Below are 25,101 nucleotides of genomic sequence, written 5' to 3' on the forward strand. Positions count from 1 at the left end.
TTGAGCCGACGCCTGCCATGACGCCTGTCCGCCCTACCCGCCTGTCCGGCCTGGAACCCCTGGTCATCACTCCGGACCTGCTGTTCATCAACGTCGGCGAACGCACCAACGTCACTGGCAGCGCGCAGTTCCGCAAGCTCATCAAGGAAGGCCGCTACGAAGAAGCGGTGGACGTGGCCCGCCAGCAGGTCGCCAGCGGCGCGCAGATCCTCGACGTCAACATGGACGAGGGCCTGATCGATTCGGAAGCGGCGATGACCCGCTACCTCAACCTGATCATGTCCGAGCCGGATATCGCCCGCATCCCGGTCATGGTCGACTCCTCCAAGTGGAGCGTGATCGAAGCCGGCCTGAAGTGCCTGCAGGGCAAGAGCGTGGTCAATTCGATCTCGCTGAAGGAAGGCGAGGCGCTGTTCCGCGAGCACGCGCGCAAGGTGCTGCGCTACGGTGCCGCCGCGGTGGTGATGGCGTTCGACGAAAGCGGGCAGGCCGATACCTGTGCGCGCAAGGTCGAGATCTGCACCCGCGCCTACCGCATCCTGGTCGACGAGATCAGCTTCCCGCCGCAGGACATCATCTTCGACCCGAACATCTTCGCCGTCGCCACCGGCATCGAAGAGCACGACAACTATGCGGTGGACTTCATCGAAGCCACCCGCATCATCAAGCAGACGCTGCCGCACTGCCACGTCTCCGGCGGCGTCTCCAACGTCTCGTTCTCGTTCCGCGGCAACGAAACGGTGCGTCAGGCCATCCACTCGGTGTTCCTGTACCACGCCATCGCCGCCGGCATGGACATGGGCATCGTCAACGCCGGCGCCATGCCGATCTACGACGAGCTGGAGCCGGAGCTGCGCGAGCGCGTCGAGGACGTGATCCTCAACCGCCGCAGCGATGCCACCGAGCGACTGCTGGAAATCGCCGAGCGCTACAAGGGCAAGAAGGGCGCGGCGAAGACCGAAGACCTCGCCTGGCGCGAGAAGCCGGTCGCGCAGCGCCTGGCACATGCGCTGGTGCACGGCCTGGATGCCTATGTCGAGGAAGACACCGAGCTGGCCCGGCAGGCCTCCAGCCGCCCGCTGGACGTGATCGAGGGCCCGTTGATGGACGGCATGAACATCGTGGGCGACCTGTTCGGTGCCGGCAAGATGTTCCTGCCGCAGGTGGTGAAATCCGCGCGCGTGATGAAGAAGGCCGTGGCCTACCTCCTGCCGTACATCGAGGCGGAGAAAGCGCGCAGCGGTGACACCGCCAAGAGCAACGGCAAGATCATCATGGCCACGGTGAAGGGCGATGTGCATGACATCGGCAAGAACATCGTCGGCGTGGTCCTGGCCTGCAACAACTTCGAAGTGGTCGACCTCGGCGTGATGGTGCCGGCACAGAAGATCCTCGATGCCGCTCGCGAGCACAACGCCGACCTGATCGGCCTGTCCGGACTGATCACCCCGTCGCTGGAGGAGATGAGCCACGTCGCCCGCGAGATGGAGCGCCAGGGCTTCGACCTGCCGCTGCTGATCGGCGGCGCCACCACCTCGCGCGCGCACACTGCGCTGAAGATCGACCCCCACTACAAGGCACCCACGGTGTGGGTGAAGGATGCCTCGCGCGCGGTGGGCGTGGCCCAGTCGCTGATCTCGCGCGACCTGCGCGAGGCCTTCGTCGCCACCAACGAAGCCGACTATGCCGAAATCCGCGCACGCCACCGCAACCGCGGCGACGCCAAGCGCTTGGTCACGCTGGAACATGCGCGCGGGCAGAAATTCCAGGGCGGCTGGGACAGCTACACGCCACCGGCACCGGACCAGCCCGGCCTGCACGTATTCGACGACTACCCGCTGGCCGAACTGGTCGACTACATCGACTGGACGCCGTTCTTCCAGGCCTGGGAGCTGGCCGGCAAGTTCCCGGCCATCCTCACCGACGAGATCGTCGGCACCCAGGCCAGCGAACTGTACGAGGACGCCCGCGCGATGCTCGAGCGCATCGTCGATGAGAAATGGCTGACCGCCAAGGCCGTGTTCGGCCTGTGGCCGGCCAACAGCATCGGCGACGACGTGCGCGTACAGCACCCGCAGGGCGAAACCACCCTGCACTTCCTGCGCCAGCAGGTGGACAAGCCGGCCGAGCGCCCGGATTTCTGCCTGGCCGATTTCATCGCGCCCGCCGACAGTGGCAAGCAGGACTGGATCGGCGCGTTCGCGGTCACTGCCGGTATCGGCATCGACGCGCACGTCGCGCGCTTCGAGGCCGAGCATGACGACTACAACGCGATCCTGCTGAAGGCCCTCGCCGACCGCTTCGCCGAGGCACTGGCCGAGCGCCTGCATCAGCGCGTGCGTACCGAGTTCTGGGGCCATGAGCGCGCCGAGACGCTGGACAACGAAGCCCTGATCGACGAGCAGTACCGTGGCATCCGCCCCGCGCCGGGCTATCCCGCCTGCCCGGAGCACAGCGAAAAACGCCGCCTGTTCGACCTGCTGCAGGCCGAAGCGAACGCCGGCATGGAACTGACCGAGAGCTTCGCGATGCTGCCCACGGCGGCCGTTTCGGGCTACTACTTCAGCCATCCGCAGAGCCAGTACTTCGTGGTCGGCCGCCTCAGCCGCGAACAGGTCAGCGACTACGCCCGCCGCAAGGGCGTGGACCGTGCCCAGGCCGAACGCTGGCTGGCCTCCAACCTCGACTACGACCCCGAATGACATGAAAACGGGACGGAGGGGATCAAGTCGTTTGTGCACAGACGACTTGATCCCCTCCGTCCCCTTTTTGCCTCATCATTCCGCGATGACCGTTCCCGTTGCCCGCCTTTCCAGCTTCTACCTGTTCTACTACGCGGCGCTGGGCGCGTTCACTCCGTACTGGAGCCTGTTCCTGACCGCGCGCGGCATGAGCGTGACCGCCATCAGCGTAATGATGGGCCTGTGGTACGCCACCCGGGTGATCGCGCCCAGCACCTGGACTTCGCTGGCGGCCGCATCAGCGCGACCGATCCGCTTGCTGCGCGTCGGCTGTGTGCTGACCCTGCTCAGCTTCGCCGCATTCCTGCTGCCACTGCCACAGCCGTGGATGTACCCGGCGATGGTGGTGTTCTGCTTCTTCTACAACGCTGTGATGCCGCAGTTCGAGTCGATCACACTCACCCACCTCGGCAGTGACAGCCATCGCTACGGGTTGATCCGGGTCTGGGGCTCGCTCGGCTTCATCGCTGTCGTGACCCTGTTCGGCTGGCTGATCGAAGGTGACGGCACGACCAGCCGCGCCGGGCTGCTGCCGTGGATGATGCTGCCCCTGTTCGCGCTGCTGGTCGCCTCGGCCTTCAGCAACCACTACGCGCGCAGTATCGGCAAGACTGACGGCGACGCCAACGGCTTCTGGCAGATCGTGCGCCGACCGCCGGTGCTGGCGTTCTTCCTGGCCGCCTTCATGGAGCAGCTGTCTTTCGGCCCGTACTACACGTTCTTCTCGGTCTACATGGACCATCATGGCTACCGCACCTCCACCCTGGGCCTGTTGTGGACCATCGGCGTGGTCTTCGAAGTAGGCGTGTTCTTCACCATCGGCCGCTTCTTCCGCCGCTATGACGCCAGCTGGATGCTGCTGATCGCGCTGGTCAGTTCCTGCCTGCGCTGGGCCGTGACCGCACTGTTCCCGGAAAACCTGCCGGTGATGCTGCTGGCGCAGACTGCGCACGCGCTGGGCTTTGCGGCGTTCTTCGCTGCGGCGATGCAGATGCTGGCGACCTACTTCCCCGGCCGCCTCAATGCGCATGGCCAGGGGCTGCTGTACGGATTCTCGTCCGGCGTCGGTGGCGTGCTGGGTGCGCTCATCGCCGGCCAGCTTTGGAAAATAGACGACGGTCGCACCGCATTCCTGGCCGGCAGTGGCTTCGCTCTGGTCGGTGCACTGCTGTGCTTCTTCGCGCTGAGCCTGCCGCTGATCCGCGCGCGCCGCAGCGCCGCGCACACTCCATAACGAAAACGCCGGGAAATGCCCGGCGTTTCGATCATCCTGCAGGCCCGTTTACCAGACCAGGTCGTCCGGCACCTGGTATTGCGGGTCTGCGTACGGATCTTCCTCGGCCGGCGCATTCGGATCGACCTTCAGTGCCACCGACGCGGCGAACACCGCTTCGGACTGCGCCAGCACCTCGGCGGTCACCAGCAGGTAGCGGCCATTGAGCTGGACCACACCCAGCTCGCCGGCGTTGAGCGCGGTCAGCTGTTCGGCGGTCACGTAGATGCGCTTGATCTTGCCGCCGTACGGGAAGTGGCGGGCAATGTCCGCCGCTTCGGCATTCAGGCCCTTGTCCTTCAGCAGCTCTTCCAGCTTGGCCTTGGCCTCGCGGCGCACCCGCGCCTCTTCCTGCTTCAGGCGCTCGGTCTCGATGCGCTCTTCCTTTTCCTTCTGCGCACGGATGGCGTAGGCCTTGGCCAGGTCCATCTCTTCGGCGCTGCGCGGCTTGCGCGGGCCCTGCTGGCCCGGGCCACGCGACTGGCCGGGCTTGCCCGGGCCGCCATGGCCATGCCCACGACGCTCGCCGGGCTTGTGCTCGCCCTTGCCAGCGCCCTGCGGCTTTCCATTGCCGTTGCCACCCTTGCCCTGCGGGCGGCCATCACGGCGGGGGCCATCATTCTTGCGCTCGGGCTTGGGCGCAGGCTTGAAGCCCAGGCCCATCAGCTGGTCGCGGAGGGTATCGCTCATAGGATTCGGATCAGTAGTGCGGCGGCGGCGGTTCGCTCGCCGGATCGGAAGAATTCAGCGCGTTGCGGACCTTGCCCAGGTCTTCCAGCAGCACGCGCAGCACGTCGGCGTTGCGCATGCCCTGCATGCGGGCATCGGCCAGCGCATCGCTCAGTTCGGCCAGCGCCTGTTCCTGGAAGGACACGCGCATTTCCAGTTCGACCAGGCGCGCTTCCAGCGCCTGCTCGCGTTCGGTTGGCAGCAGATCAGACATGCAGCGAGCGCCCCCGGCCAATGCCGTAATACGCCAGGCCCGCTGCTTCCACATCCGCCGGCTCGTACAGGTTGCGGCCGTCGAACACCACCGCGTCCTTCAGCTGCTCGCGCAGCTTCTGGAAATCGGGGCTGCGGAACTGCTTCCACTCGGTCACCACGACCAGTGCATCGGCGCCCTGCAGCGCCTCGTTGGCATTGCTGCAGAACACCAGGTCATCGCGTTCGCCGAAGATGCGCTGCGACTCGTGCATCGCCTCCGGATCGTAGGCACGCACCGTCGCACCACCTTCCCACAGCTGCGCCAGCAGGCGACGGCTGGAGGCTTCGCGCATGTCGTCGGTGTTTGGCTTGAACGCCAGGCCCCACACGGCAAAGGTCTTGCCACGCACGCCTTCGTCTTCACCCTTGTCGTAATGACGCTGGATCAGGGCGAACAGATGGCCCTTCTGCGCATCGTTGACCGCTTCCACCGCGTTCAGCAGTTTCGGCTCCAGGCCGGCCTGCTGCGCGGTGCGGGCCAGCGCCTGCACATCCTTGGGGAAGCACGAGCCGCCGTAGCCGGCCCCCGGGTAGATGAAATGCCAGCCGATGCGCGGATCCGAGCCGATGCCCTGGCGGACCTGCTCGACATCGGCGCCGACACGCTCGGCGATGTTGGCGATTTCGTTCATGAACGAAATCTTGGTCGCCAGCATCGCGTTGGCGGCGTACTTGGTCAGTTCGGCCGAACGCACGTCCATTTCCACCACACGATCGTGGTTGCGGTTGAACGGTGCATACAGGCGCCGCATCACCGCCACCGACTCGGCACTGGTCGCACCGATGATGATTCGATCCGGGCGCATGCAGTCGGCAACGGCGTCGCCTTCCTTCAGGAATTCCGGGTTGGACACCACGTCGAAGGCGATGTCGGCGCCACGTGCCGCCAGCTCTGCGGCAATGGCGGCACGTACCTTGTCGGCGGTGCCCACCGGCACCGTCGACTTGTTGACCACCACGGTCGGCACGCTCATGTGCCGGCCGATGGTGCGGGCCACGGCCAGCACGTACTGCAGATCGGCGCTGCCATCCTCGTCCGGCGGCGTGCCGACGGCGATGAACACGACCTGGCCGTGGCCGATCGCGGCCGCGGCATCGGTGGTGAACGCCAGCCGCGACGCGGCGTGGTTGGCCTTCACCATCGGCTCCAGGCCCGGCTCATAGATCGGGATGATGCCCTGGTTGAGGCCATCGACCTTGGCCTGGTCGATATCGACGCAGACCACCTGGTGGCCGACGTCGGCCAGGCAGGTACCGGTCACCAGCCCTACATAACCGGTACCGAAAATCGCAACGCGCATGTCCGTGCAGGCTCCGTGGTCGCTTACGGCAGGACGCCCAGCAGCTCGACGTCGAACGTCAGAGTCGCGTTCGGGCCGATCGGGCCACCCGGGGTACCGTTCTCACCGTAGGCGAGCTCGCCCGGGATCCAGAAGCGGTACTTCGAACCGACCGGCATCAGCGCGACGCCTTCGGTCCAGCCCTTGATCACCTGGTCCAGGCCGAACTCAGCCGGCTGGCGACCGTAGGAGCTGTCGAACACGGTGCCGTTGAGCAGCTTGCCTTCGTAGTTCACGCGCACCTTGCTGCTCGGCAGCGGACGCTCGCCGCTACCCGGGCGGATGATCTGGTACTGCAGGCCCGACGGGGTGGTCACCACGCCCGGCTGGGTCTTGTTCTTGGCCAGGAACGCGTTGCCTTCCTCGCGGTTGGTCTGCGCGGCGGCGGCGGCCTTGGCCTGCATTTCGGCCTGCTTGCTGCCCATGAAGGCCTGGATGGTGGCGGTCGCGTCAGCTTCCGTCATCTTCGGCTGACCCTTGCTCAGGCCGGTGCTGATCGCGTCAAACAGCGAGGCGACATCGATGTCGTCCTTCAGCTGTGCCAGCGACGGGCCGACCGAGTACGAACCGATCATCTGCGACACTTTGACGCGATCGACCTTCGGCGGCTGCGAACCCGGCGCCATGCCCGGCACCTGCTGGCCACTGCGGGCCATAACGACCTGGCGCAGCGCGGCATCGGTGGCCTTGGCCTGTTCCTGGGTGATCTGCGGCTGCAGGCCTTCGAACGAACGCTCCACGGCGGTGCGCAGCGCGGCCACATCGATCTCATCGGCGATCGGGGTGAACGACTTGGCGACATCCAGGCCGATGGCGTAGCCGAGCTTCTGCTTGGGGGAATTCAAGGTTGCGGTCTCCTTGGCGGCCGCGGGGGCAGCCGGTTGTTGCGACAGAGCGACACCCGAAGTGCCCATCGCCAGAATCAGAACCGACGCCGCGGCGCCGCGCATTCCCATCTTCATTCGCTGCATTCCTGGAAGTGTCTGGGCGCCGACGTCGGCGCGAAAAGAAACATTGTCGCACGCATGCCCGAGATGTCGAGGCATCCGTGCCGGATATCAATGCGTAGCGGCGGCGGCCAGCGCCTTGTCGATCGCCGCGGTCAGCTGTGGATCGTCCGGCGTCACCTTGCTGGCGAACTGGGCGATGACCTTGCCATCGCGGCCGACCAGGTACTTGTGGAAGTTCCAGCCCGGCGCCACGCCGGTGGCTGCGGTCAGCCGCTGGTACAGCGGCGTGGCCTGCGCACCGACGACGTGCACCTTCTCGAACATCGGGAACTTGACGCCGTAGGTAAGCGTGCAGAAATCCTGGATCTGCTTCTCGTCACCCGGCTCCTGGCCCTTGAAATCGTTGGACGGGAAACCGAGCACGGCAAAGCCGCGGCCGGCATAGCGCTTCTGCAGCGCCTCCAGGCCTTCGTACTGAGGGGTATAGCCGCACTTGCTTGCGGTATTGACCACCAGCAGTACCTGCCCGTGGTAGCGCTGCTGCAGGTTGACCTGCTGCTTGCTGGCCAGCGGGCGGTACTCCAGGTCCAGCAGATCGGCCGCCAGCACATGGGCGGAACCGGTCAAGCCGGCCACCAGCAGGGTCAGCAGGGACAGGCCGCGCAGGCGGCGCGGGATAACGGTCGGCAGAGGCATCGAGAACAGTCCGCGGTAGCCATTCACAGGGCCGGCCGGTAGCGGCCGGGAATCGGCCGAACTATAGCACCGGGCTCCTCTCCCCCTTGTTGCGGCGAGCGCCAGTGGCTTTGCGTGGCGTGGCCTTTCCCGGCAGAACCCACCAGCAACGGCGCAGGGATGACATAGCATGGACAACGCTGAATGGAAGGCAGGGCTTGATCGGCCCGCACGACAATTTTATTTCCCTTTTCAATCAAAGAGATAATGGGATATTTCAGCAACTTGACCACCCGTGCCATCAGTTGGGGACGGCAAGGGGTTGCACTTAGGCGTGCCGGTGTTATAGTTGCATACAACACCAGTCACCTGAGACAGGGGGAAGCCATGAACGCCCGGATCCGTCGCAACCTCACCGCACCCGCGGCCGCTGCTGTTTCGACCCTGATCGTGCTGGCCTGGCTGGCCATGCCAACCGCCCCCGCCTCCGCCGACAGTGCGCAGGACGCATCTGTTTCACCGGCCGGGAACGCCGATCCCTCCGCCCCTCCCCCGCGTCGGCTGCACAGCTCCCTGTCCATGCCGTATTTCTCGTTCGCACAGCCGCTGACCCCACGGAGCTGAATATGAGCGACATCCAGTGGAGCGACGGCGCTCCCATCTACCGTCAGTTGAAGGAGCGCGTGATCGCCATGATGCTCGACGGAATCCTCAAGCCGGGTGATGCCCTGCCTTCGGTGCGCCAGGTGGCCGCCGACTACCAGCTCAACCCCATCACCGTTTCGCGCGCTTACCAGGAACTGGCCGATGAAGGCCTGGTCGAGAAGCGCCGCGGCCTGGGCATGTTCATGACCGAGCAGGCGGCCACGCAGCTTCGCAGCAGCGAGCGCGAGCGCTTTCTCAACGAAGAATGGCCGGCGGTGCTGGAGCGTATCCAGCGCCTGGGCCTGAGCCTCGACGAATTGCTGCCCCAGGGGAAAGTCTGATGAATAGCACTGCAAGTGAACCGGTCATCACCGCCCGAGGCCTGCGCAAGGCCTACAAGACCACCGTTGCCCTCGACAATGCCAGCTTCAGCATTCCGAGCGGGCGCATCGTCGGCCTGATCGGGCCCAACGGCGCCGGCAAGACCACCGCGCTGAAGGCCATCCTCGGCCTGACTTCGGTGGAAGGTGAGCTGAGCGTGCTCGGCCGCGACCCGCGGCTGCACCGCGACGAGCTGATGAACGACATCTGCTTCATTGCCGACGTCGCCGTGCTGCCGCGCTGGCTGAAGGTCCGCGAGGCGATCGATTTCGTGGCCGGCGTGCACCCGCGCTTCGACCGCGCCCGCTGCGAGCGCTTCCTGGCCAACACCAAGCTGCAGCCGAAGCAGCGCGTGCGCGAACTGTCCAAGGGCATGATCGTGCAGCTGCACCTGGCGCTGGTGATGGCCATCGATGCCCGCATCCTGGTGCTGGACGAACCCACCCTGGGCCTGGACATCCTGTACCGCAAGGAGTTCTACCAGCGCCTGCTGGAAGACTATTTCGACGAACAGAAGACCATCATCGTCACCACCCACCAGGTGGAGGAGATCGAGCACATCCTCAGCGACGTCATGTTCATCCGTGATGGCCGCATCGTGCTCGATGCAGAAATGGACGATGTCGGCCAGCGCTACACCGAACTGCTGGTCAACGCCGACCAGCTGGAGACCGCGCGGGCGCTGAAGCCGATCGACGAGCGCAGCCTGACGTTCGGCAAGACCGTGATGCTGTTCGATGGCGTGCCGCGCACCCAGCTCTCCACCCTTGGCGAGACCCGCAGCCCGGGCCTGGCCGACCTGTTCGTCGCCATCATGAAGGGGACCTACGCATGAATGCCGTCAACCACCCCGTCAGCCCGATGGGCACCCTGCGCTGGCTGCTCAAGCGCGAGTACTGGGAGAACCGTGGCGGCTTCCTGTATGCGCCGCTGATCGCCGGTCTGATCTCGCTGGTGATGAGCACCGTCGGCATCGCCTTCGGTCTGTTTGCGCTGAACCGTGCAGCCCGCAACGGTGCACTGCATGTCGACGGCGAGAGCGTGAACATCAACGGCCTGGACCTGGCCCTGCTGACCCGCGACATCAGCGCCAAGGACCTGACCGACCTCGGCAACGGCCTCGACCTGACCCTGGTGCTCAGCTCGGCCTGGCCGTTCCTGGTGTTGGCCTTCGTGGTGTTCTTCTACTGCCTGGGCGCCTTGTACGACGACCGTCGCGACCGCAGCATCCTGTTCTGGAAGTCGCTGCCGCTGTCGGACACCCAGACCGTGCTGTCCAAGGTGATCAGCGCACTGGTCGTGGCCCCGCTGATCGCGGTGATCGCCGGCATCATCACCATGTTCGGCTTCATGCTGGTGATCAGCATCGTCGCGCTGATGCACGGTGGCAGCCCGATGACCCTGATCTGGGGCCCGGCCAGCCCGCTGACCCTGGCCGCCGGTCACCTGGCCTGGATCCCGGTCTACGCCCTGTGGGCCCTGCCCACCGCCGGCTGGCTGCTGCTGTGCTCGGCCTGGGCCCGTACCAAGCCGTTCCTGTGGGCAGTGATGCTGCCGCTGTTCGCCGGCGTCATTGTCAGCACCACCAAGGTGATGCCGCTGATCGGCCTGACCACCGGCTGGTTCTGGCAGAACATCGTCGGCCGCCTGTTGCTGGGCGGCGTACCGGGCACCGACCTGGTGTATCGCCTCAGCGCCGAGGAAGGCACGCGTCGCGATCTTGAATCGGTGGTCAGCCTGATGTCGCCGGCCTCGCAGCTGAAATCGCTGGCGATGCCGGAGCTGTGGATCGGCGCCGCCGTCGGTGTCGTGTTCATCGTCCTTGCCATCCGCCTGCGCAAGCGCGCCGGCGAGATCTGATTCCATCCACCCGGAGGCACCACCCATGCGTTCCCTGCTCGCCTGTTCTGCGTTGTTGCTGTTGCCGCTGTCGGCGCTGGCCGCCGATGCTCCGAACTGCAAGTTCACCGCCGCCCGCACGCTGAAGCTGGATGTGGCCGGCGCCAAGGCGGTGGTGCTGGAGGTGAACCAGCATGACCTGAAGGTCGTCGCCAGCAAGGGCGGTGGCCAGCTCGATGGCCGCGCCTGTGCCTCCAGCCAGGAATGGCTGGACCAGCTGGTACTGGACCAGCGCAGGGAAGGCGACAAGCTGGTCGTCAGCCTGCGCCGCGACGGCCGCCACAGCGGCATCAGCCTGGGCAACAGCTATGCCTGGCTGGACATCCGCGGCAGCGTGCCGGACAACCTGCCACTGCAGCTCAAGGTCGGCTCCGGCGATGCCAGCGTGGACAACGCCCAGTCGCTGAGCGTGGACGTCGGCTCGGGCGACGCGATCGTTCGCGGCACCCGCGGCAGCATCCACGCAGCGGTGGGTTCGGGTGACCTGGACATCGACGGCGGCGGCTCGCTGAACCTGCTGTCGCTGGGTTCCGGCGACGTCAAGGCGCGCAACATCGGTGGCGATGCGGTCACCGGCACCGTCGGTTCGGGCGACCTGAAGATCAGCGATGTCCGCGGCAACGCGCGGCTGGACACCGTCGGTTCCGGCGATATCGGGTTCAAGCGCGTGCAGGGCAACGTCGAGGTCGGCGTGGTCGGCTCCGGTGATGTCGATCTGTCCGAGATCGGCGGCAACGTGCATGTGCGCAGCCATGGTTCGGGGGACATCCAGGTCGATGGCGTGCGCGGCAGCCTGACCGTCGACCACAGCGGCAGCGGCGATGTCGGCCACCGCAACGTCAGCGGCACGGTCACCCTGCCCCGCAACAAGTAACCGCCACCCGACCGATTCGAGGGAATTGCCATGAACCTGCTGCGCGTGCTGCCTGCCACCCTGCTGTGCCTGCCGCTGATCGCCTGCGGCGGCACTTCTTCCGCGCCCGACAAGACCGTCGGCAAGAGCGTCGCCGAGGCCACCAGTGGCGTCGGCCAGACCGTCAAGGAGGCTATGGACGATGCCCGCAAGGAAATCACCGAGGGCAACATCAAGATTTCCGCCTCCAACCAGCCACAGGCCGAGATCACCCCCGACGGCCGTCTGCTGATCGACGGCAAGGATGTACCGGCCGATGCCAACCAGCGCCGCCAGCTGCAGGCATACCGCAGCCAGGTGGTGGCCGTGGCGAATGAAGGCATGGAGATCGGCCTGGCCGGCGCCAAACTCGGCACCGATGCTGCCAGCGAAGCGCTGAAGGGCATCTTCAGTGGCGACAGCGATGGCATCGAGAAGCGGATCAACGCCAAGGCGGCGAAGATCGAGGCCCAGGCAAAGCGCATCTGCGAGCGCCTGCCGGCGATGCTGGCCAGCCAGCAGGCGCTGGCCGCATCGCTGCCCGCGTTCAAGCCCTACGCAACGATGGACCAGAGTGACGTCGACGACTGCGGCAAGGACACCGTGGTCCAGCGCTAGGCCTGTGACAGATCAGCGCACCCGGCCGGCAGTGGCGCCCTGCTGCCGGCCGCAGTGCGCCGACCGGCTTACAATGGCGGCCCCGGACGCCCCCGAACCGAATGCCATGAAGAAGTTGTTCCTGCTGCTGGCCGCCCTGCTCTGCCTGGGCCTGGTCGGCTGTGACAAGGATTACCGCAACCACCGCGCCGAGCGCGGCAAGCCCAAGATTTCCGTCAGCGAAGGCATGGTCACCGTGCGTCGCCCGCCGGCACCGAACATCATCATCCTCGGCGATGGCTCGATGAAGGTGGACGAGATCCAGATCCCGCTGGACGAGGCACAGAAGCAGATGCTGCAGACCATGTTCGGCAAACTGCAGGTGCTGCGCCAGAACACCCTGGTGGCCGCACCGGCCGATCCCAACATGCAGCCGGTGAAGATCCAGCCGCCCGAGGGCATGGAAGTGATTCCGGCGGACCTGATCCAGCGCATCCCGGAGTTCAAGGACTACACCGACACGTTCGGCAACATCGTCGCCGACCGTCGCTGAAGAAAAACGCCGCCCAAGGGCGGCGTTTCTGCGTGTGGTGGGTGCGGACCTTGGTCCGCACGCCGTTCGATCAACCGCCGGCGCCACCGCCCCCCGCCTGGATGCCACCGGCAGTCAGCGCGGCCGGGTCCAGCAGGCGGCGCAGTTCGGCTTCGTCCAGGCCGCTGTCCTCCAGCGCGACGTCCAGCACCGGGCGCTGTTCCTTGTAGGCACGCTTGGCGATGGCCGCCGCCTTCTCGTAGCCGATGATCGGGTTCAGCGCGGTGACCAGGATCGGATTGCGCGCCAGCGCCTCGGCGACACGATCCTCGCGCACCTTCAGCCCGGCAATCGCGCTGTCGGCCAGCAGGCGGGACACATTGGCCAGCAGGCCGATGCCATCCAGCAGGTTCACCGCGATCAGCGGGAGGGTGACATTGAGCTGGAAATTGCCGGTCTGCCCGGCCACGGTGATCGCGGTGTGGTGGCCGATCACCTGCGCGCAGGCCATCACCGTCGCCTCCGGAATCACCGGATTGACCTTGCCCGGCATGATCGAGCTGCCCGGCTGCAGCGCCGGCAATTCGATCTCGCCCAGCCCGGCCAGCGGACCGGCGTTCATCCAGCGAAGGTCATTGGCGATCTTGATCAGCGCCACGGCCAGTGCATTGAGCTGGCCCGACAGTTCCACGGCATCATCCTGCGCGGCCAGGCCTTCGAACTTGTTCTCGGCGCTGTCGAACTTGAAACCGGTCTGCTGCTTCAGCGCCTTGGCCACCTGCGCGCCGAAGCGCGGATCGGCATTGATGCCGGTACCGATGGCGGTGCCGCCGAGCGGCAGGCGACGCACGCGCTTCAGGCTGTCTTCGATGCGCTCCTGCGCCGAGGCCAGCTGTGCGGACCATGCGCCGAACTCCTGCTCGAAGGTCAGCGGCATCGCATCCATCAGATGGGTACGGCCGGTCTTGACCACCTTGCGCAGGCTGCGGCCCTTCTTGTCGAGGGTCTTGCGCAGGTGCACCAGCGCTGGCAGCAGCTGCTCATGCGCCGCCAGTACCGCCGATACGCGCAACGCGGTCGGGATCACGTCATTGGAGCTCTGCCCCTGGTTGACGTGGTCATTGGGGTGCACCGCGGTCTTGCCGGCCTTGCCGGCACGATTGGCCAGGGTGGCGATGACCTCGTTGGCATTCATGTTCGAGGAAGTGCCCGAACCAGTCTGGTAGACATCGATCGGAAACTGCGCATCCCAGTTGCCGGCAGCCACTTCGGCAGCAGCGGTCTGGATGGCCTTGGCCACGGTCTTCGGCAGATGGCCCAGCTCGGCGTTGACGCCGGCAGCAGCGCCCTTGACCAGGCCCAGTGCACGGATGAAACCGCGCGGCATGCGCTGGCCCGACACCGGGAAATTCTGCACGGCACGCTGGGTCTGCGCGCCCCACAGGGCATCGGCAGGCACCTGCAGTTCGCCCATGCTGTCATGTTCGATCCGGAATCCCGGGGTGGCACCCTTGCTTGCAGCTTTGCTCATTGCATCAACTCCGCACTACTTCAGTTGGGGAAAGGGAAGCGGCGGCTGGCAGGGTGTCGCTTCCCGGGCTGGCGGCTGTGCCAACGATACTCCCTTGCCCGTAGCGTGGGATGACGAGGACGGGCCAGATCGTTCCATCTGCACGGCCGTCCTGCACGCACAAGAGGTAGTGCCGGCTGCTGGCCGGAATTCCATGGAATCGTGGGCCGGGCGTGTTTGCCGGCCAGCGGCCGGCACTACCTCACCGGCACGTCGTAGAATATCGGCCCCGCCGCTCGTCCCAGCCCTGCCGACATGTCCGATTCCGCCCTGCTCGCCCTGTCCCCGCTCGATGGCCGCTACGCCGGCAAGGTCGACGCCCTGCGCCCGATCTTCTCCGAGTACGGCCTGATCAAGGCCCGCATCACGGTCGAGGTGGAATGGCTGCTGGCCCTGGCCGCCGAGCCGGGCATCGTCGAACTGGCGCCGTTCTCCGACGCCGCCATCGCCCGCCTGCGCGCGCTGGCCGCCGGCTTCAGCCCGGCCCAGGCCGCGCGCGTGAAGGAGATCGAGCGCACCACCAACCATGACGTCAAGGCGGTGGAGTACTTCATCAAGGAACAGCTGAAGGACGACGCCGAGCTGGCCCCGGCGCTGGAATTCGTGCATTTCGCCTGCACCAGCGAAGACATCAACAACCTCAGCTACGGGCTGATGCTGGAACAGGCGCGCCGCGAGGTGCTGCTGCCGACCCTGGACGGCATCGCCAGCACCCTGCGCACCCTGGCCCACGCCCAGGCCGGCCAGCCGATGCTGTCGCGCACCCACGGCCAGACCGCCTCGCCGACCACCCTGGGCAAGGAACTGGCCAACGTGGTCGCCCGCCTGGAGCGCCAGCGCAGGCAGATCGCCGCCGTCGAACTGACCGGCAAGATCAACGGCGCGGTCGGCAACTACAACGCCCACATCGCCAGCTACCCGGACGTGGACTGGCCGGCCTTCGCCGAGCGCTTCGTGACCGGCCTGGGCCTGGTGTTCAACCCGTACACCACCCAGATCGAGCCGCACGACAACATCGCCGAGATCGGCGATGCCGCACGCCGCGCCAACATCATCCTGATCGACCTGGCCCGTGACATCTGGGGCTACGTTTCGCTGGGCTACTTCAAGCAGCGCCTGAAGGAAGGCGAAGTCGGTTCGTCGACGATGCCGCACAAGGTCAACCCGATCGATTTCGAGAATGCGGAAGGCAACTTCGGCATCGCCAACGCGCTGTTCGAACACTTCAGCGCGAAGCTGCCGATCAGCCGCTGGCAGCGTGACCTGACCGACTCCACCGTGCTGCGTGCGCTGGGTACCGCGTTCGGCCACAGCCAGGTGGCACTGGATTCGCTGGCCAAGGGCCTGGGCAAGCTGGAAGTGAACCCGCAGCGCCTGGACGCCGATCTGGACGCGGCCTGGGAAGTGCTGGCCGAGGCCGTGCAGACGGTGATGCGCCGCCACGGCCTGCCGAATCCGTACGAGCAGCTGAAGGCGCTGACCCGCGGCCAGGGCATCACGGCCGAGTCGATGCGTGCGTTCGTGCAGGGGCTGGAGCTGCCGGCGGATGCGAAGCAGCGTCTGCTGGAGATGACCCCGGGCAGCTACACCGGCCTGGCCGAGTCGCTGGCGAAGAAGATTTAAGGGTTTCCTTTGCGGCGGCGGCCGCGGGCGCTGCCTGCGGCAGGCTTTACTGCAACGGCAACAGCAACTGCAACGTCAAAGGCGGCTCTGGGTTATGCCGTGCTTGGCGGGGCGGGTTGGGTTCGCGGGGGACGCCGTGAACCCGTCCCTGGGGGCTTGGCCGCGGCATCCATGCCGCGGACACCCCCGCGAACCCATCCCGCCCCACCTCTGACAGATTTCCGGTGACGGATCGAAGAGCATTGGGTTATCGAGATGGAATTTGAAAGAGGGACGCGGCTTCGCCGCGTCCCTCTTTTGTTTGTCCGATGGGGTCAGGAGCATGAGCAAGCGCAGCGCGCGACCCGCTGTTGCCTTTGATCTTCTTCCATTCCGTGGCGGGCCGCGCAGGAAACTGTCAGGGGACGGGCGGGTGGGCCATGCAGGGGCGTTGGCGCCATGGATGGCGCCATCGAGCTTACAGGGACGTACTTGCAGCGTCCCCTGCATGGCCCACCCGCCCGGCCCAGCTCATGAAGACGGTCGACTAACAGTCGACCCTACCAAGATGTCGCCACAAGGGGCTCCGCCGTTGGCCGGACACCCCGCGACAAACCCGCGCACGTGCGCAATCCCCACGAACGGCGGACAATGGACATCTCAGGCGGTCCGCCACACCGCCCCTCCCGCTTTCCGCTGCAAGGATCCCCCCATGGCCGCCCGTAAATCCACCGCCCCCGTCATCGAAGTCACCGCCCGCCCCGGACAGCCGCTGGGCATGTCCCCGGCCGTGTTCCTGCGCGACTTCTGGCAGAAGCGCCCGCTGCTGATCCGCAATGCCTTCCCGGACTTCCAGACCCCGGTGCAGCCGGAAGACCTGGCCGGCCTGGCCTGCGAGGAAGGCGTGCTGGCGCGCCTGATCGAGCACGACAAGACGCAGGACAGCTGGCGCGTTCGCAGCGGCCCGTTCCAGGAAGACATCTTCCCCGCCCTGCCCGACCACGACTGGACCCTGCTGGTGCAGGATGTCGACAAGTGGGACAAGGACGTGCGCGCCCTGATCGAGCACTTCAGCTTCCTGCCGCGCTGGCGCATGGATGACGTGATGATCAGCTTTGCCGCCACCGGCGGCTCGGTCGGCGCCCACGTCGACCAGTACGACGTGTTCCTGCTGCAGGCCCATGGCCATCGCCGCTGGCAGATCGACGCCAGCGAATCGATCAAGGGCAAGCAGCCGCCGCTGGGCTTCCGCCCGGACGTCGAACTGAAGCTGCTGAAGGTGTTCAAGCCGACCCACGACTGGGTGCTGGCGCCGGGCGACATGCTGTACCTGCCGCCGAACGTGCCGCACCACGGTGTCGCCGAAGATCCCTGCCTGACCTTCTCGTTCGGCATGCGCGCACCGGCGTCGGCCGAGCTGATCAGCGACTACCTGGACACCCTGATCGCCGATGCCGACGAGAACATCCGCTACCAGGATGCCGACCTGAAGGTGCCGGCCGACCCGAACGAAATCGATACGGTGGCGATGGCACGGGTGATCACCGCCCTCAACGCCATCCGCATGAACGACCCGGACAAGCTGGGCGACTGGTTCGGCCGCTTCATCACCACCTACCGCGCCGCCGGCGAAGTGATGGCCCACCAGGCCGCACCGGCCGCGGAGGAAGTGGTCGAAGCGCTGGCCTCGGGCCTGCTGCTGCAGCGCCACCCGTGGGCCCGCCTGGCCTGGCGCCGGGCCAAGCGTGGCGCCAGCCTGTACGTCAGCGGCCAGGACTTCGCGCTGCCAGTGAAGGACGCGCAGCGCCTGGCTGGCGCCGAACAGCTCGATGCCGCCGCTTATCGCGGCCTGTCCGACAAGGGCCGGGCCGTGGTCCAGCAGCTGCTGGTCGGTGGTGTGTTCCAGCTGATCGACCCGAATGAGGTATACGAGGCCGAAGACGAGGAAGACGGCGAGGATGCCGTGGTGCTCGGCGAGGTCGTCGAAGGCCGCGACCGCGTGGATGCGATCGACGCCGATGCGGTGTCCGACGATGTCCACTCCGTGACCGTGCACGACGACGGTATCGAGGTCATCGTCAACTTCGAGGACGACGAAGAAGACGACAGCGCCGGCCGGGCCTGAGCCATCGCCATGATCCGGGTCCAGCAGGTCAGCCACGCCGATGCCCACGTCGCCATCCACGAGGTGCGCCAACGCGTGTTCGTGCAGGAACAGGGCATCGCCGCCGAGCTGGAACGCGATGCGCTGGACCCGGTCAGCGCCCATGTGCTGGCGCTGGACAGTGACGGCCAGCCGGTCGGCACCGGCCGGCTGGCCCCGGACGGTCGCATCGGCCGCATGGCCGTGCTGGCCAGCCATCGCAGCAACGGTGTCGGCGAGGCCCTGTTGGAGGCACTGGTCGAGGCTGGGCGCAGGCTCGGCCTGGCCGAACTGCACCTGCACGCCCAGCTGCCGGCCCGCGATTTCTATGCCCGCCAGGGCTTCCTGCCCGAGGGCGAGGTGTTCGAGGAGGCCGGCATCGGCCACCAGCAGATGCGCCGCCGGCTGGGCGCGGCCAGCGCCATCGACAGCCGCGCCGAGGCGGTGGCCATCACCACCGCCATCATCCACCGCGCCCGCCGCCAGCTGTGGCTGCACAGCCGCCAGCTGGACCCCGGACTGCTTGACGCACCGCCGGTGCAGGCCGCCCTGCGCCGCTTCGTCACCGCCCGTCACGACAAGCAGCTGCGGGTGATCGTGCACGACGCGGCCGCGATCGCCGCTGCCGGCGCGCCGCTGCTGGCGCTGGCCCAGCGCCTGCCCAGCGTGATCCAGTTCCGCGAGGTCAGCGACCCGATCGACCGCGCGCTGGCCTCGGCGTGCCTGCTCAACGATGCGGGCGACTTCTACTTTCGTCTGATCGGCCATCGCCTCGACGGCGAGGCCGGCATCGCGCTGCCTGCACGTTCGCAGCCGTTCGAGCAGCAATTGCAGCGCGTCTGGGACCGTTCGCGCGATTGCAGCGAACTGCGTGCGCTCGGCATCTGAGCGCGCGCCACCGCGCCAACCTGTCTGGGAGCGGCACCGGGGGACGCACGATGCCTCGGGTGGTGCCCCTTCGTGTCCGGTTGGGGGTACAATTTGGCTGTTTGAACGCGCCCGTGCATGGCTATTCATCTTCGTGCCGGGTCCTTCTGAAGCCATACCCCACAAAGCGAATCAACACCCTCCATCGTGGACAATCAACTGAAGCAGTTTGCGCAATCTTCGCAACTCGCCGGCGGCAACGCCTCCTATGTCGAGGACCTGTACGAGCAGTACCTGGTCTCCCCGGATAGTGTCGATCCCAAATGGAAAACCTACTTCGACGGCTTCAAGGGCCGCGAAGCAGGTGACATTCCGCACTCGGCCGTCATCTCCCACATCGCGGACGCGGCCAAGGATGCGCTGAAAGCCGGCACCGGCAATGGTGCGGGCGACGAGCGCGAGCGCAATGTCGGTCGTCTGATCACCGCCTACCGTTCGCGCGGCCACCTGGACGCCCGCCTCGATCCGCTGGGCCTGGCCGCGCCGGTCAACACCCCGGACCTGGGCCTGCCGTTCCACAGCCTGTCCGATGGCGACCTCAACAGCGAGTTCAGCACCGGCGGCGTCGGCGGCCAGCCGCGCATGAAGCTGCGCGACCTGCTGGCACGCCTGAAGGCGACCTACACCGGCTCGATCGGTGCGGAGTTCATGCACATCTCGGAGGTCGAGCAGCGCCAGTGGATCTACAAGAAGCTGGAAGCGGCCGGTGGCAACTACCAGCTGGACGCTGACACCCAGCGCCGCACCCTGGAGCGCCTGACCGCGGCCGAAGGCCTGGAGCGCTACCTGCACACCAAGTACGTCGGCCAGAAGCGCTTCTCGCTGGAAGGCGGCGACTCGCTGATCCCGATGATGGACACCATCATCCGCAGCGCCGGCAAGGATGGCGTCAAGGACGTGGTGATCGGCATGGCCCACCGCGGCCGCCTGAACGTGCTGGTCAACACCCTGGGCAAGAACCCGCGCAAGCTGTTCGACGAATTCGAAGGCAAGTTCGAACACGACGAGCACGCGTCGGCCGGTGACGTGAAGTACCACATGGGCTTCTCCGCCGACGTCGCCACCGACGGCGGCCCGGTGCACCTGGCGCTGGCGTTCAACCCGTCGCACCTGGAAATCGCCGACCCGGTCGTGGCCGGTTCCGTGCGTTCGCGCCAGGAGCGCCGCAAGGACACCGCACGCAAGCAGGTCATGCCGATCCTGATCCACGGCGACGCGGCCTTCTCCGGCCAGGGCGTGGTCATGGAACTGTTCCAGATGTCGCAGGCCCGCGGCTTCGCCGTCGGCGGCACCGTGCACATCGTGGTCAACAACCAGGTCGGCTTCACCACCTCCAACCCGCTGGATACGCGCTCCACGCGCTATGCCACCGACGTGGCGAAGATGATCGCCGCACCGGTGCTGCACGTGAATGGCGATGATCCGGAAGCCGTGGTGTTCGCCGCACAGCTGGCCTTCGAGTTCCGCCAGACGTTCGCCAAGGACGTGGTCATCGACCTGATGTGCTACCGGCGTTGGGGCCACAACGAGGCCGACGAACCGGCGATCACCCAGCCGCTGATGTACCAGGTGATCCGCAAGCACGCCACCACCCGCGAGATGTACGCCGAGCAGCTGGAAAAGGCGGGCGTGATCGCCGCCGGTGCCGGCAAGGCGATGGTCGATGCCTACCGTGAGAAGCTGGACGCCGGTGAAGTGACCACCGAGCTGGCCAAGGTCGAGAAGACTCCGCCGACCAGCCCGCTGTTCGTCGACTGGCCGAAGCTGCTGGAAGGCAAACTGTCCGATCCGGTCTCGACCAAGGTCGAGAAGAACAAGCTGGTCGAGCTGGCCAAGCTGATCAACACCATTCCGGACGAAGTGCAGCTGCATTCGCGCGTGGCCAAGGTCTACGACGACCGCCGCAAGATGGCCGCCGGCGAGATCCCGGGCGACTGGGGCTTTGCCGAGAACCTGGCGTACGCCACCCTGCTCGACGAAGGCAGTGCCCTGCGTCTGGTCGGCCAGGACGTCGGCCGCGGCACGTTCACGCACCGCCACGCGATCCTGCACGACCAGAAGACCGACAACTACTACATGCCGCTGCGGCAGCTGGTGGATTCGCCGGAGAAGGCCACCGTCATCGATTCGCTGCTGAGCGAAGAAGCGGTGATGGCCTATGAGTACGGCTTCTCCACCACCGATCCGAACACGCTGTGCATCTGGGAAGGCCAGTTCGGCGACTTCGCCAACGGTGCCCAGGTCGTCATCGACCAGTTCATCGCCGCCGGTGAAGCCAAGTGGGGCCGCATCTCCGGCCTGACCCTGCTGCTGCCGCATGGCTATGAAGGTCAGGGCCCGGAACACAGCTCGGCGCGCCTGGAGCGCTTCCTGCAGCTGTGCGCGCTGGAGAACATGCTGGTGGTCGTGCCGTCGACCCCGGCACAGGCCTTCCACATGCTGCGCCGCCAGCTGCACCTGACCACCCGCAAGCCGCTGGTGGTGATGTCGCCGAAGTCGCTGCTGCGCCACAAGCTGGCCGTGTCGACCCTGGACGAACTGGCTAACGGCGAGTTCCAGCACCTGATCGGCGACGCCAACGCGGACGCCAAGAAGGTCAAGCGCGTGGTGCTGTGCTCGGGCAAGGTCTACTACGACCTGCTGGAAGACCAGACCAAGCGTGGCCAGGACGACGTGGCGATCATCCGCGTGGAGCAGCTGTACCCGTTCCCGCGTGCGCTGCTGGCTGCCGAACTGAAGAAGTACGGCAAGGCCACCGACGTGGTGTGGACGCAGGAAGAACCGCAGAACCAGGGTGCGTGGTACCAGATCCGCCACCACCTGCAGTTCTGCCTGGCCGATGGCCAGAACCTGCACTACGCCGGTCGCGCACGTTCGGCTTCGCCGGCTGCCGGTCACATGGCTGACCACGTCCGCGAACAGCAGCAGCTGGTCGCCGATGCACTGGTCAACCCGTTCAACGACACGTTCGCTGAATAATCCTCCCCCTATTTAGAAGACAAACCAGGAAGCTCCCGCAATGGCCACCGAAGTCAAAGCCCCGGTACTGCCCGAATCCGTCGCCGACGGCACCATCGCCACCTGGCACAAGAAGGTGGGCGACGCCGTCAAGCGCGACGAAAACCTGCTTGACCTGGAAACCGACAAGGTCGTCCTGGAAGTGCCGTCGCCGGTCGACGGCGTGCTCAAGGAAATCAAGTTCGCCGAAGGCTCGACCGTGACCTCCAGCCAGGTCGTGGCGATCATCGAGGAAGGCGCCGTCGCTGCTGCCCCGGCTCCGGCCGCTGAAGCCGCTCCGGCTGCCGCTGCTGCCCCGGCCGCCGCGGCTCCGGCCGCTGCCGCCGCTCCGGCCCCGGCTGCCAAGTCGGCCGCCGACGCGCTGCCGCCGGGCGCCCGCTTCACCGCTATCACGGAAGGCGTGAACCCGGCCGACGTCGACGGCACCGGCCGTCGCGGCGCGGTGACCAAGGAAGACATCGTCAACTTCGCCCGCAACGGCGGCGCCGGCAAGGCCGGTGGCGCACGTCCGGAAGAACGCGTGCCGATGACCCGCATCCGCAAGCGCATCGCCGAGCGCCTGATGGAGTCGAAGAACTCCACCGCCATGCTGACCACCTTCAACGAAGTCGACCTGTCCAAGGTCTCGGCTGCGCGCAAGGAACTGCAGGACGAGTTCGTCAAGGCACACGGCATCAAGCTGGGCTTCATGAGCTTCTTCGTGAAGGCCGCTGCCAACGCGCTGCAGCGCTTCCCGCTGGTCAACGCCTCGATCGACGGCGACGACATCATCTACCACGGCTACTCGGACATCTCGATCGCCGTGTCGACCGAGAAGGGCCTGGTCACGCCGGTGCTGCGCAACGTCGAGCGCATGTCGTTCGCCGACATCGAGAAGACCATCTCCGACTACGCCAAGAAGGCCCGTGACGGCAAGCTGAGCCTGGAAGAACTGCAGGGCGGCACCTTCACCGTGACCAACGGCGGCACCTTCGGTTCGCTGCTGTCGACCCCGATCATCAACCCGCCGCAGAGCGCCATCCTGGGCATGCACGCCATCAAGGAGCGTCCGATCGCCCAGAACGGCCAGGTCGTGATCGCGCCGATGATGTACCTGGCGCTGTCGTACGACCACCGCATCATCGACGGCAAGGACTCGGTGCAGTTCCTGGTGGACATCAAGAACCAGCTGGAAAACCCGGGCCGCATGCTGTTCGGCCTGTAAGAAACCTCCCGCCCCTCCGCGCCTGCGCGGAGGGGTTCTGGTAATGCATCAAGGAATAATTCAATGGCTGAACAATTCGACGTCGTCGTCATCGGTGCCGGCCCGGCCGGTTACCACGCTGCCATCCGCGCGGCCCAGCTGGGCCTGAAGACCGCCTGCATCGACGCAGCGCTGGGCAAGGACGGCAAGCCGGCCCTCGGCGGCACCTGCCTGCGCGTGGGCTGCATCCCGTCCAAGGCGCTGCTGGATTCCTCGCGCCAGTTCTGGAACATGGGCCACATCTTTGGCGACCACGGCATCAGCTTCAAGGATGCCAAGATCGACGTCGAGGCGATGGTTGGCCGCAAGGACAAGATCGTCAAGCAGTTCACCGGCGGCATCGGCATGCTGTTCAAGGCCAACAAGGTCGCCGCCTACTACGGTTTCGGCGAACTGCAGCCGGGCAACGTGGTCAAGGTCACCCAGCATGACGGTTCCATCGTCGAGCTGAAGGGCACCAACGTCATCATCGCGGCCGGTTCGGATTCGATCGAACTGCCGTTCGCCAAGTTCGACGGCGAGACCATCGTCGACAACGTCGGCGGCCTGGACTTCACCGAAGTGCCGAACCGCCTGGCCGTGATCGGCGCCGGCGTGATCGGCCTGGAACTGGGCAGCGTGTGGAAGCGCCTGGGCGCTGAAGTCACCATCCTGGAAGCACTGCCGGAGTTCCTGGCCGTGGCCGACGCCGAAGTGGCCAAGACCGCTGCCAAGGAATTCAAGAAGCAGGGCCTGGACATCCGCCTCGGTGCCAAGGTCTCCAAGACCGAGATCACCGGCAAGGGCAAGAAGAAGGAAGTCGTTGTCACCTACACCGACAGCGAAGGCGAAAAGACCCTGACCGTGGACAAGCTGCTGGTGGCCGTTGGCCGTCGCGCCGCCACCAAGGGCCTGCTGGCCGAAGGTACCGGCGTCAAAATCAACGAGCGCGGCCAGATCGAAGTCGACGCGCACTGCCACACCGGCGTCAACGGCGTGTGGGCGGTCGGCGACTGCGTGCGCGGCCCGATGCTGGCCCACAAGGGCTTCGAGGAAGGCATCGCGGTGGCCGAGCTGATCGCCGGCCTGCCGGGCCACGTCAACTTCGACACCATCCCGTGGGTCATCTACACCGAGCCGGAACTGGCGTGGGTCGGCAAGACCGAAGCCCAGCTGAAGGCCGAAGGCATTCCGTACAAGGCCGGCAGCTTCCCGTTCGCCGCCAACGGCCGTGCCGTGGCGATGATCGAGCCGGCTGGCTTCGTGAAGATCCTGGCCCATGCCGAAACCGATCGCATCCTCGGCATGCACCTGGTCGGCGCCAACGTCTCCGAACTGGTGCACGAAGGCGTGCTGACCATGGAGTTCAGCGGCTCGGCCGATGACCTGGCCCGCATCTGCCACGCCCACCCGTCGCTGTCGGAAGTGATCCACGACGCGGCGATGGCGGTCAGCAAGCGCGCCATCCACAAGGCGAACTGATCTGCATCCGGGTAGGTGCCGGCCGTTGATCGGCAGGCGCCTGCAAACAAAGAACCCCGCCTCGGCGGGGTTTTTTGTTTCACGATGACTCCAGCCCGACATTTCGCTGGACTGCGCTGTAGCTCGATACAGCAGGTTTATCAATAACTTACGCGCGTCCATCATATGCCGGTGCTTTCCGAAACCTGACCCGGTTTCCCCTCGCGCCGCTCCTATCTGGCTCCTGGA

General features: G+C 66.2%; 22 protein-coding genes. 15 read left to right on the plus strand and 7 right to left on the minus strand.

Going from position 1 to position 25,101, the window contains the following annotated elements:
- Positions 1–17 precede the first annotated feature (17 nt).
- Positions 18–2,702, plus strand: coding sequence for a methionine synthase (gene metH, locus ACUZUJ_RS14255; RefSeq protein WP_458219939.1), 2,685 nt, complete (start codon positions 18–20; stop codon positions 2,700–2,702).
- 85 nt (positions 2,703–2,787) lie between these two features.
- Positions 2,788–3,975 (plus strand): MFS transporter, encoded by a 1,188-nt coding sequence (locus ACUZUJ_RS14260; protein WP_458219940.1) that lies wholly within the window; start codon positions 2,788–2,790, stop codon positions 3,973–3,975.
- Positions 3,976–4,023: 48 nt separating this feature from the next.
- On the opposite strand, the gene ACUZUJ_RS14265 is transcribed toward ACUZUJ_RS14260, so the two are convergent.
- The 6 genes from ACUZUJ_RS14265 to ACUZUJ_RS14290 all read right to left on the minus strand — a co-directional run bounded on the left by ACUZUJ_RS14265 (position 4,024) and on the right by ACUZUJ_RS14290 (position 8,256).
- Positions 4,024–4,704 (minus strand): DUF2058 domain-containing protein, encoded by a 681-nt coding sequence (locus tag ACUZUJ_RS14265; protein WP_049443189.1) that lies wholly within the window; start codon positions 4,702–4,704, stop codon positions 4,024–4,026.
- 10 nt (positions 4,705–4,714) lie between these two features.
- Positions 4,715–4,957 (minus strand): SlyX family protein, encoded by a 243-nt coding sequence (locus tag ACUZUJ_RS14270; protein ID WP_005410256.1) that lies wholly within the window; start codon positions 4,955–4,957, stop codon positions 4,715–4,717.
- Positions 4,950–6,299, minus strand: a complete 1,350-nt coding sequence (locus ACUZUJ_RS14275; RefSeq protein WP_049443188.1) for a UDP-glucose dehydrogenase family protein — start codon at positions 6,297–6,299, stop codon at positions 4,950–4,952. Before ACUZUJ_RS14275 ends, ACUZUJ_RS14270 begins: the two co-directional genes overlap by 8 nt.
- A 23-nt stretch (positions 6,300–6,322) precedes the next feature.
- On the minus strand, positions 6,323–7,300 hold the full coding sequence (locus ACUZUJ_RS14280; RefSeq protein WP_014037761.1) for an FKBP-type peptidyl-prolyl cis-trans isomerase: 978 nt from the start codon (positions 7,298–7,300) through the stop codon (positions 6,323–6,325).
- Positions 7,301–7,396: 96 nt separating this feature from the next.
- Entirely contained in the window at positions 7,397–7,984 is a 588-nt protein-coding gene (locus ACUZUJ_RS14285; RefSeq protein ID WP_101766425.1) for a glutathione peroxidase, read from the minus strand.
- Between the two features lie 23 nt (positions 7,985–8,007).
- Positions 8,008–8,256 carry a hypothetical protein gene (locus ACUZUJ_RS14290; protein WP_458219941.1) on the minus strand — a complete coding sequence of 83 codons (249 nt, stop codon included), beginning with the start codon at positions 8,254–8,256 and terminating at the stop codon, positions 8,008–8,010.
- 94 nt (positions 8,257–8,350) lie between these two features.
- On the opposite strand from ACUZUJ_RS14290, the gene ACUZUJ_RS14295 reads away from it, so the two are divergent.
- From ACUZUJ_RS14295 to ACUZUJ_RS14325, 7 genes are all read left to right on the plus strand, one after another.
- Positions 8,351–8,587, plus strand: coding sequence for a hypothetical protein (locus tag ACUZUJ_RS14295; RefSeq protein WP_458219942.1), 237 nt, complete (start codon positions 8,351–8,353; stop codon positions 8,585–8,587).
- Between the two features lie 2 nt (positions 8,588–8,589).
- Positions 8,590–8,949 (plus strand): GntR family transcriptional regulator, encoded by a 360-nt coding sequence (locus tag ACUZUJ_RS14300; RefSeq protein ID WP_005410261.1) that lies wholly within the window; start codon positions 8,590–8,592, stop codon positions 8,947–8,949.
- Positions 8,949–9,824 (plus strand): ABC transporter ATP-binding protein, encoded by an 876-nt coding sequence (locus tag ACUZUJ_RS14305; protein ID WP_014037764.1) that lies wholly within the window; start codon positions 8,949–8,951, stop codon positions 9,822–9,824. The genes ACUZUJ_RS14300 and ACUZUJ_RS14305 overlap by 1 nt, the downstream gene beginning before the upstream one ends.
- A complete protein-coding gene (locus ACUZUJ_RS14310) occupies positions 9,821–10,849 on the plus strand; it encodes an ABC-2 transporter permease (protein WP_014037765.1) in 1,029 nt (342 codons plus the stop codon). The genes ACUZUJ_RS14305 and ACUZUJ_RS14310 overlap by 4 nt, the downstream gene beginning before the upstream one ends.
- Positions 10,850–10,874: 25 nt before the next feature.
- Positions 10,875–11,762: a DUF4097 family beta strand repeat-containing protein gene (locus tag ACUZUJ_RS14315; RefSeq protein ID WP_049443187.1), complete on the plus strand. Its 888-nt coding sequence runs from the start codon at positions 10,875–10,877 to the stop codon at positions 11,760–11,762.
- A gap of 30 nt (positions 11,763–11,792) precedes the next feature.
- Positions 11,793–12,398 carry a DUF2884 family protein gene (locus ACUZUJ_RS14320; protein WP_101765773.1) on the plus strand — a complete coding sequence of 202 codons (606 nt, stop codon included), beginning with the start codon at positions 11,793–11,795 and terminating at the stop codon, positions 12,396–12,398.
- Positions 12,399–12,504: 106 nt separating this feature from the next.
- Complete coding sequence (locus tag ACUZUJ_RS14325) at positions 12,505–12,930, plus strand: hypothetical protein (RefSeq protein WP_042358832.1); 426 nt, start codon at positions 12,505–12,507, stop codon at positions 12,928–12,930.
- 70 nt (positions 12,931–13,000) lie between these two features.
- On the opposite strand, the gene ACUZUJ_RS14330 is transcribed toward ACUZUJ_RS14325, so the two are convergent.
- Positions 13,001–14,440, minus strand: coding sequence for a class II fumarate hydratase (locus ACUZUJ_RS14330; RefSeq protein WP_075677386.1), 1,440 nt, complete (start codon positions 14,438–14,440; stop codon positions 13,001–13,003).
- Between the two features lie 294 nt (positions 14,441–14,734).
- Here ACUZUJ_RS14330 and purB point away from each other — a divergent pair, with 294 nt between their 5' ends.
- From purB to lpdA, 6 genes are all read left to right on the plus strand, one after another.
- Positions 14,735–16,102, plus strand: a complete 1,368-nt coding sequence (gene purB, locus ACUZUJ_RS14335; RefSeq protein ID WP_049443184.1) for an adenylosuccinate lyase — start codon at positions 14,735–14,737, stop codon at positions 16,100–16,102.
- A gap of 691 nt (positions 16,103–16,793) precedes the next feature.
- Positions 16,794–18,206 carry a ribosomal protein uL16 3-hydroxylase gene (locus tag ACUZUJ_RS14340; protein WP_119006508.1) on the plus strand — a complete coding sequence of 471 codons (1,413 nt, stop codon included), beginning with the start codon at positions 16,794–16,796 and terminating at the stop codon, positions 18,204–18,206.
- 9 nt (positions 18,207–18,215) lie between these two features.
- Positions 18,216–19,112: a GNAT family N-acetyltransferase gene (locus tag ACUZUJ_RS14345; protein WP_458219943.1), complete on the plus strand. Its 897-nt coding sequence runs from the start codon at positions 18,216–18,218 to the stop codon at positions 19,110–19,112.
- A gap of 186 nt (positions 19,113–19,298) precedes the next feature.
- Complete coding sequence (locus ACUZUJ_RS14350; RefSeq protein ID WP_014037774.1) at positions 19,299–22,130, plus strand: 2-oxoglutarate dehydrogenase E1 component; 2,832 nt, start codon at positions 19,299–19,301, stop codon at positions 22,128–22,130.
- Positions 22,131–22,170: 40 nt separating this feature from the next.
- Positions 22,171–23,373: a dihydrolipoyllysine-residue succinyltransferase gene (gene sucB / locus ACUZUJ_RS14355; protein ID WP_458219944.1), complete on the plus strand. Its 1,203-nt coding sequence runs from the start codon at positions 22,171–22,173 to the stop codon at positions 23,371–23,373.
- A 63-nt stretch (positions 23,374–23,436) separates the two neighbouring features.
- Positions 23,437–24,873: a dihydrolipoyl dehydrogenase gene (gene lpdA / locus ACUZUJ_RS14360; protein WP_008264626.1), complete on the plus strand. Its 1,437-nt coding sequence runs from the start codon at positions 23,437–23,439 to the stop codon at positions 24,871–24,873.
- Positions 24,874–25,101: the final 228 nt, after the last annotated feature.

It is taken from the genome of Stenotrophomonas sp. S4 (assembly GCF_054187805.2).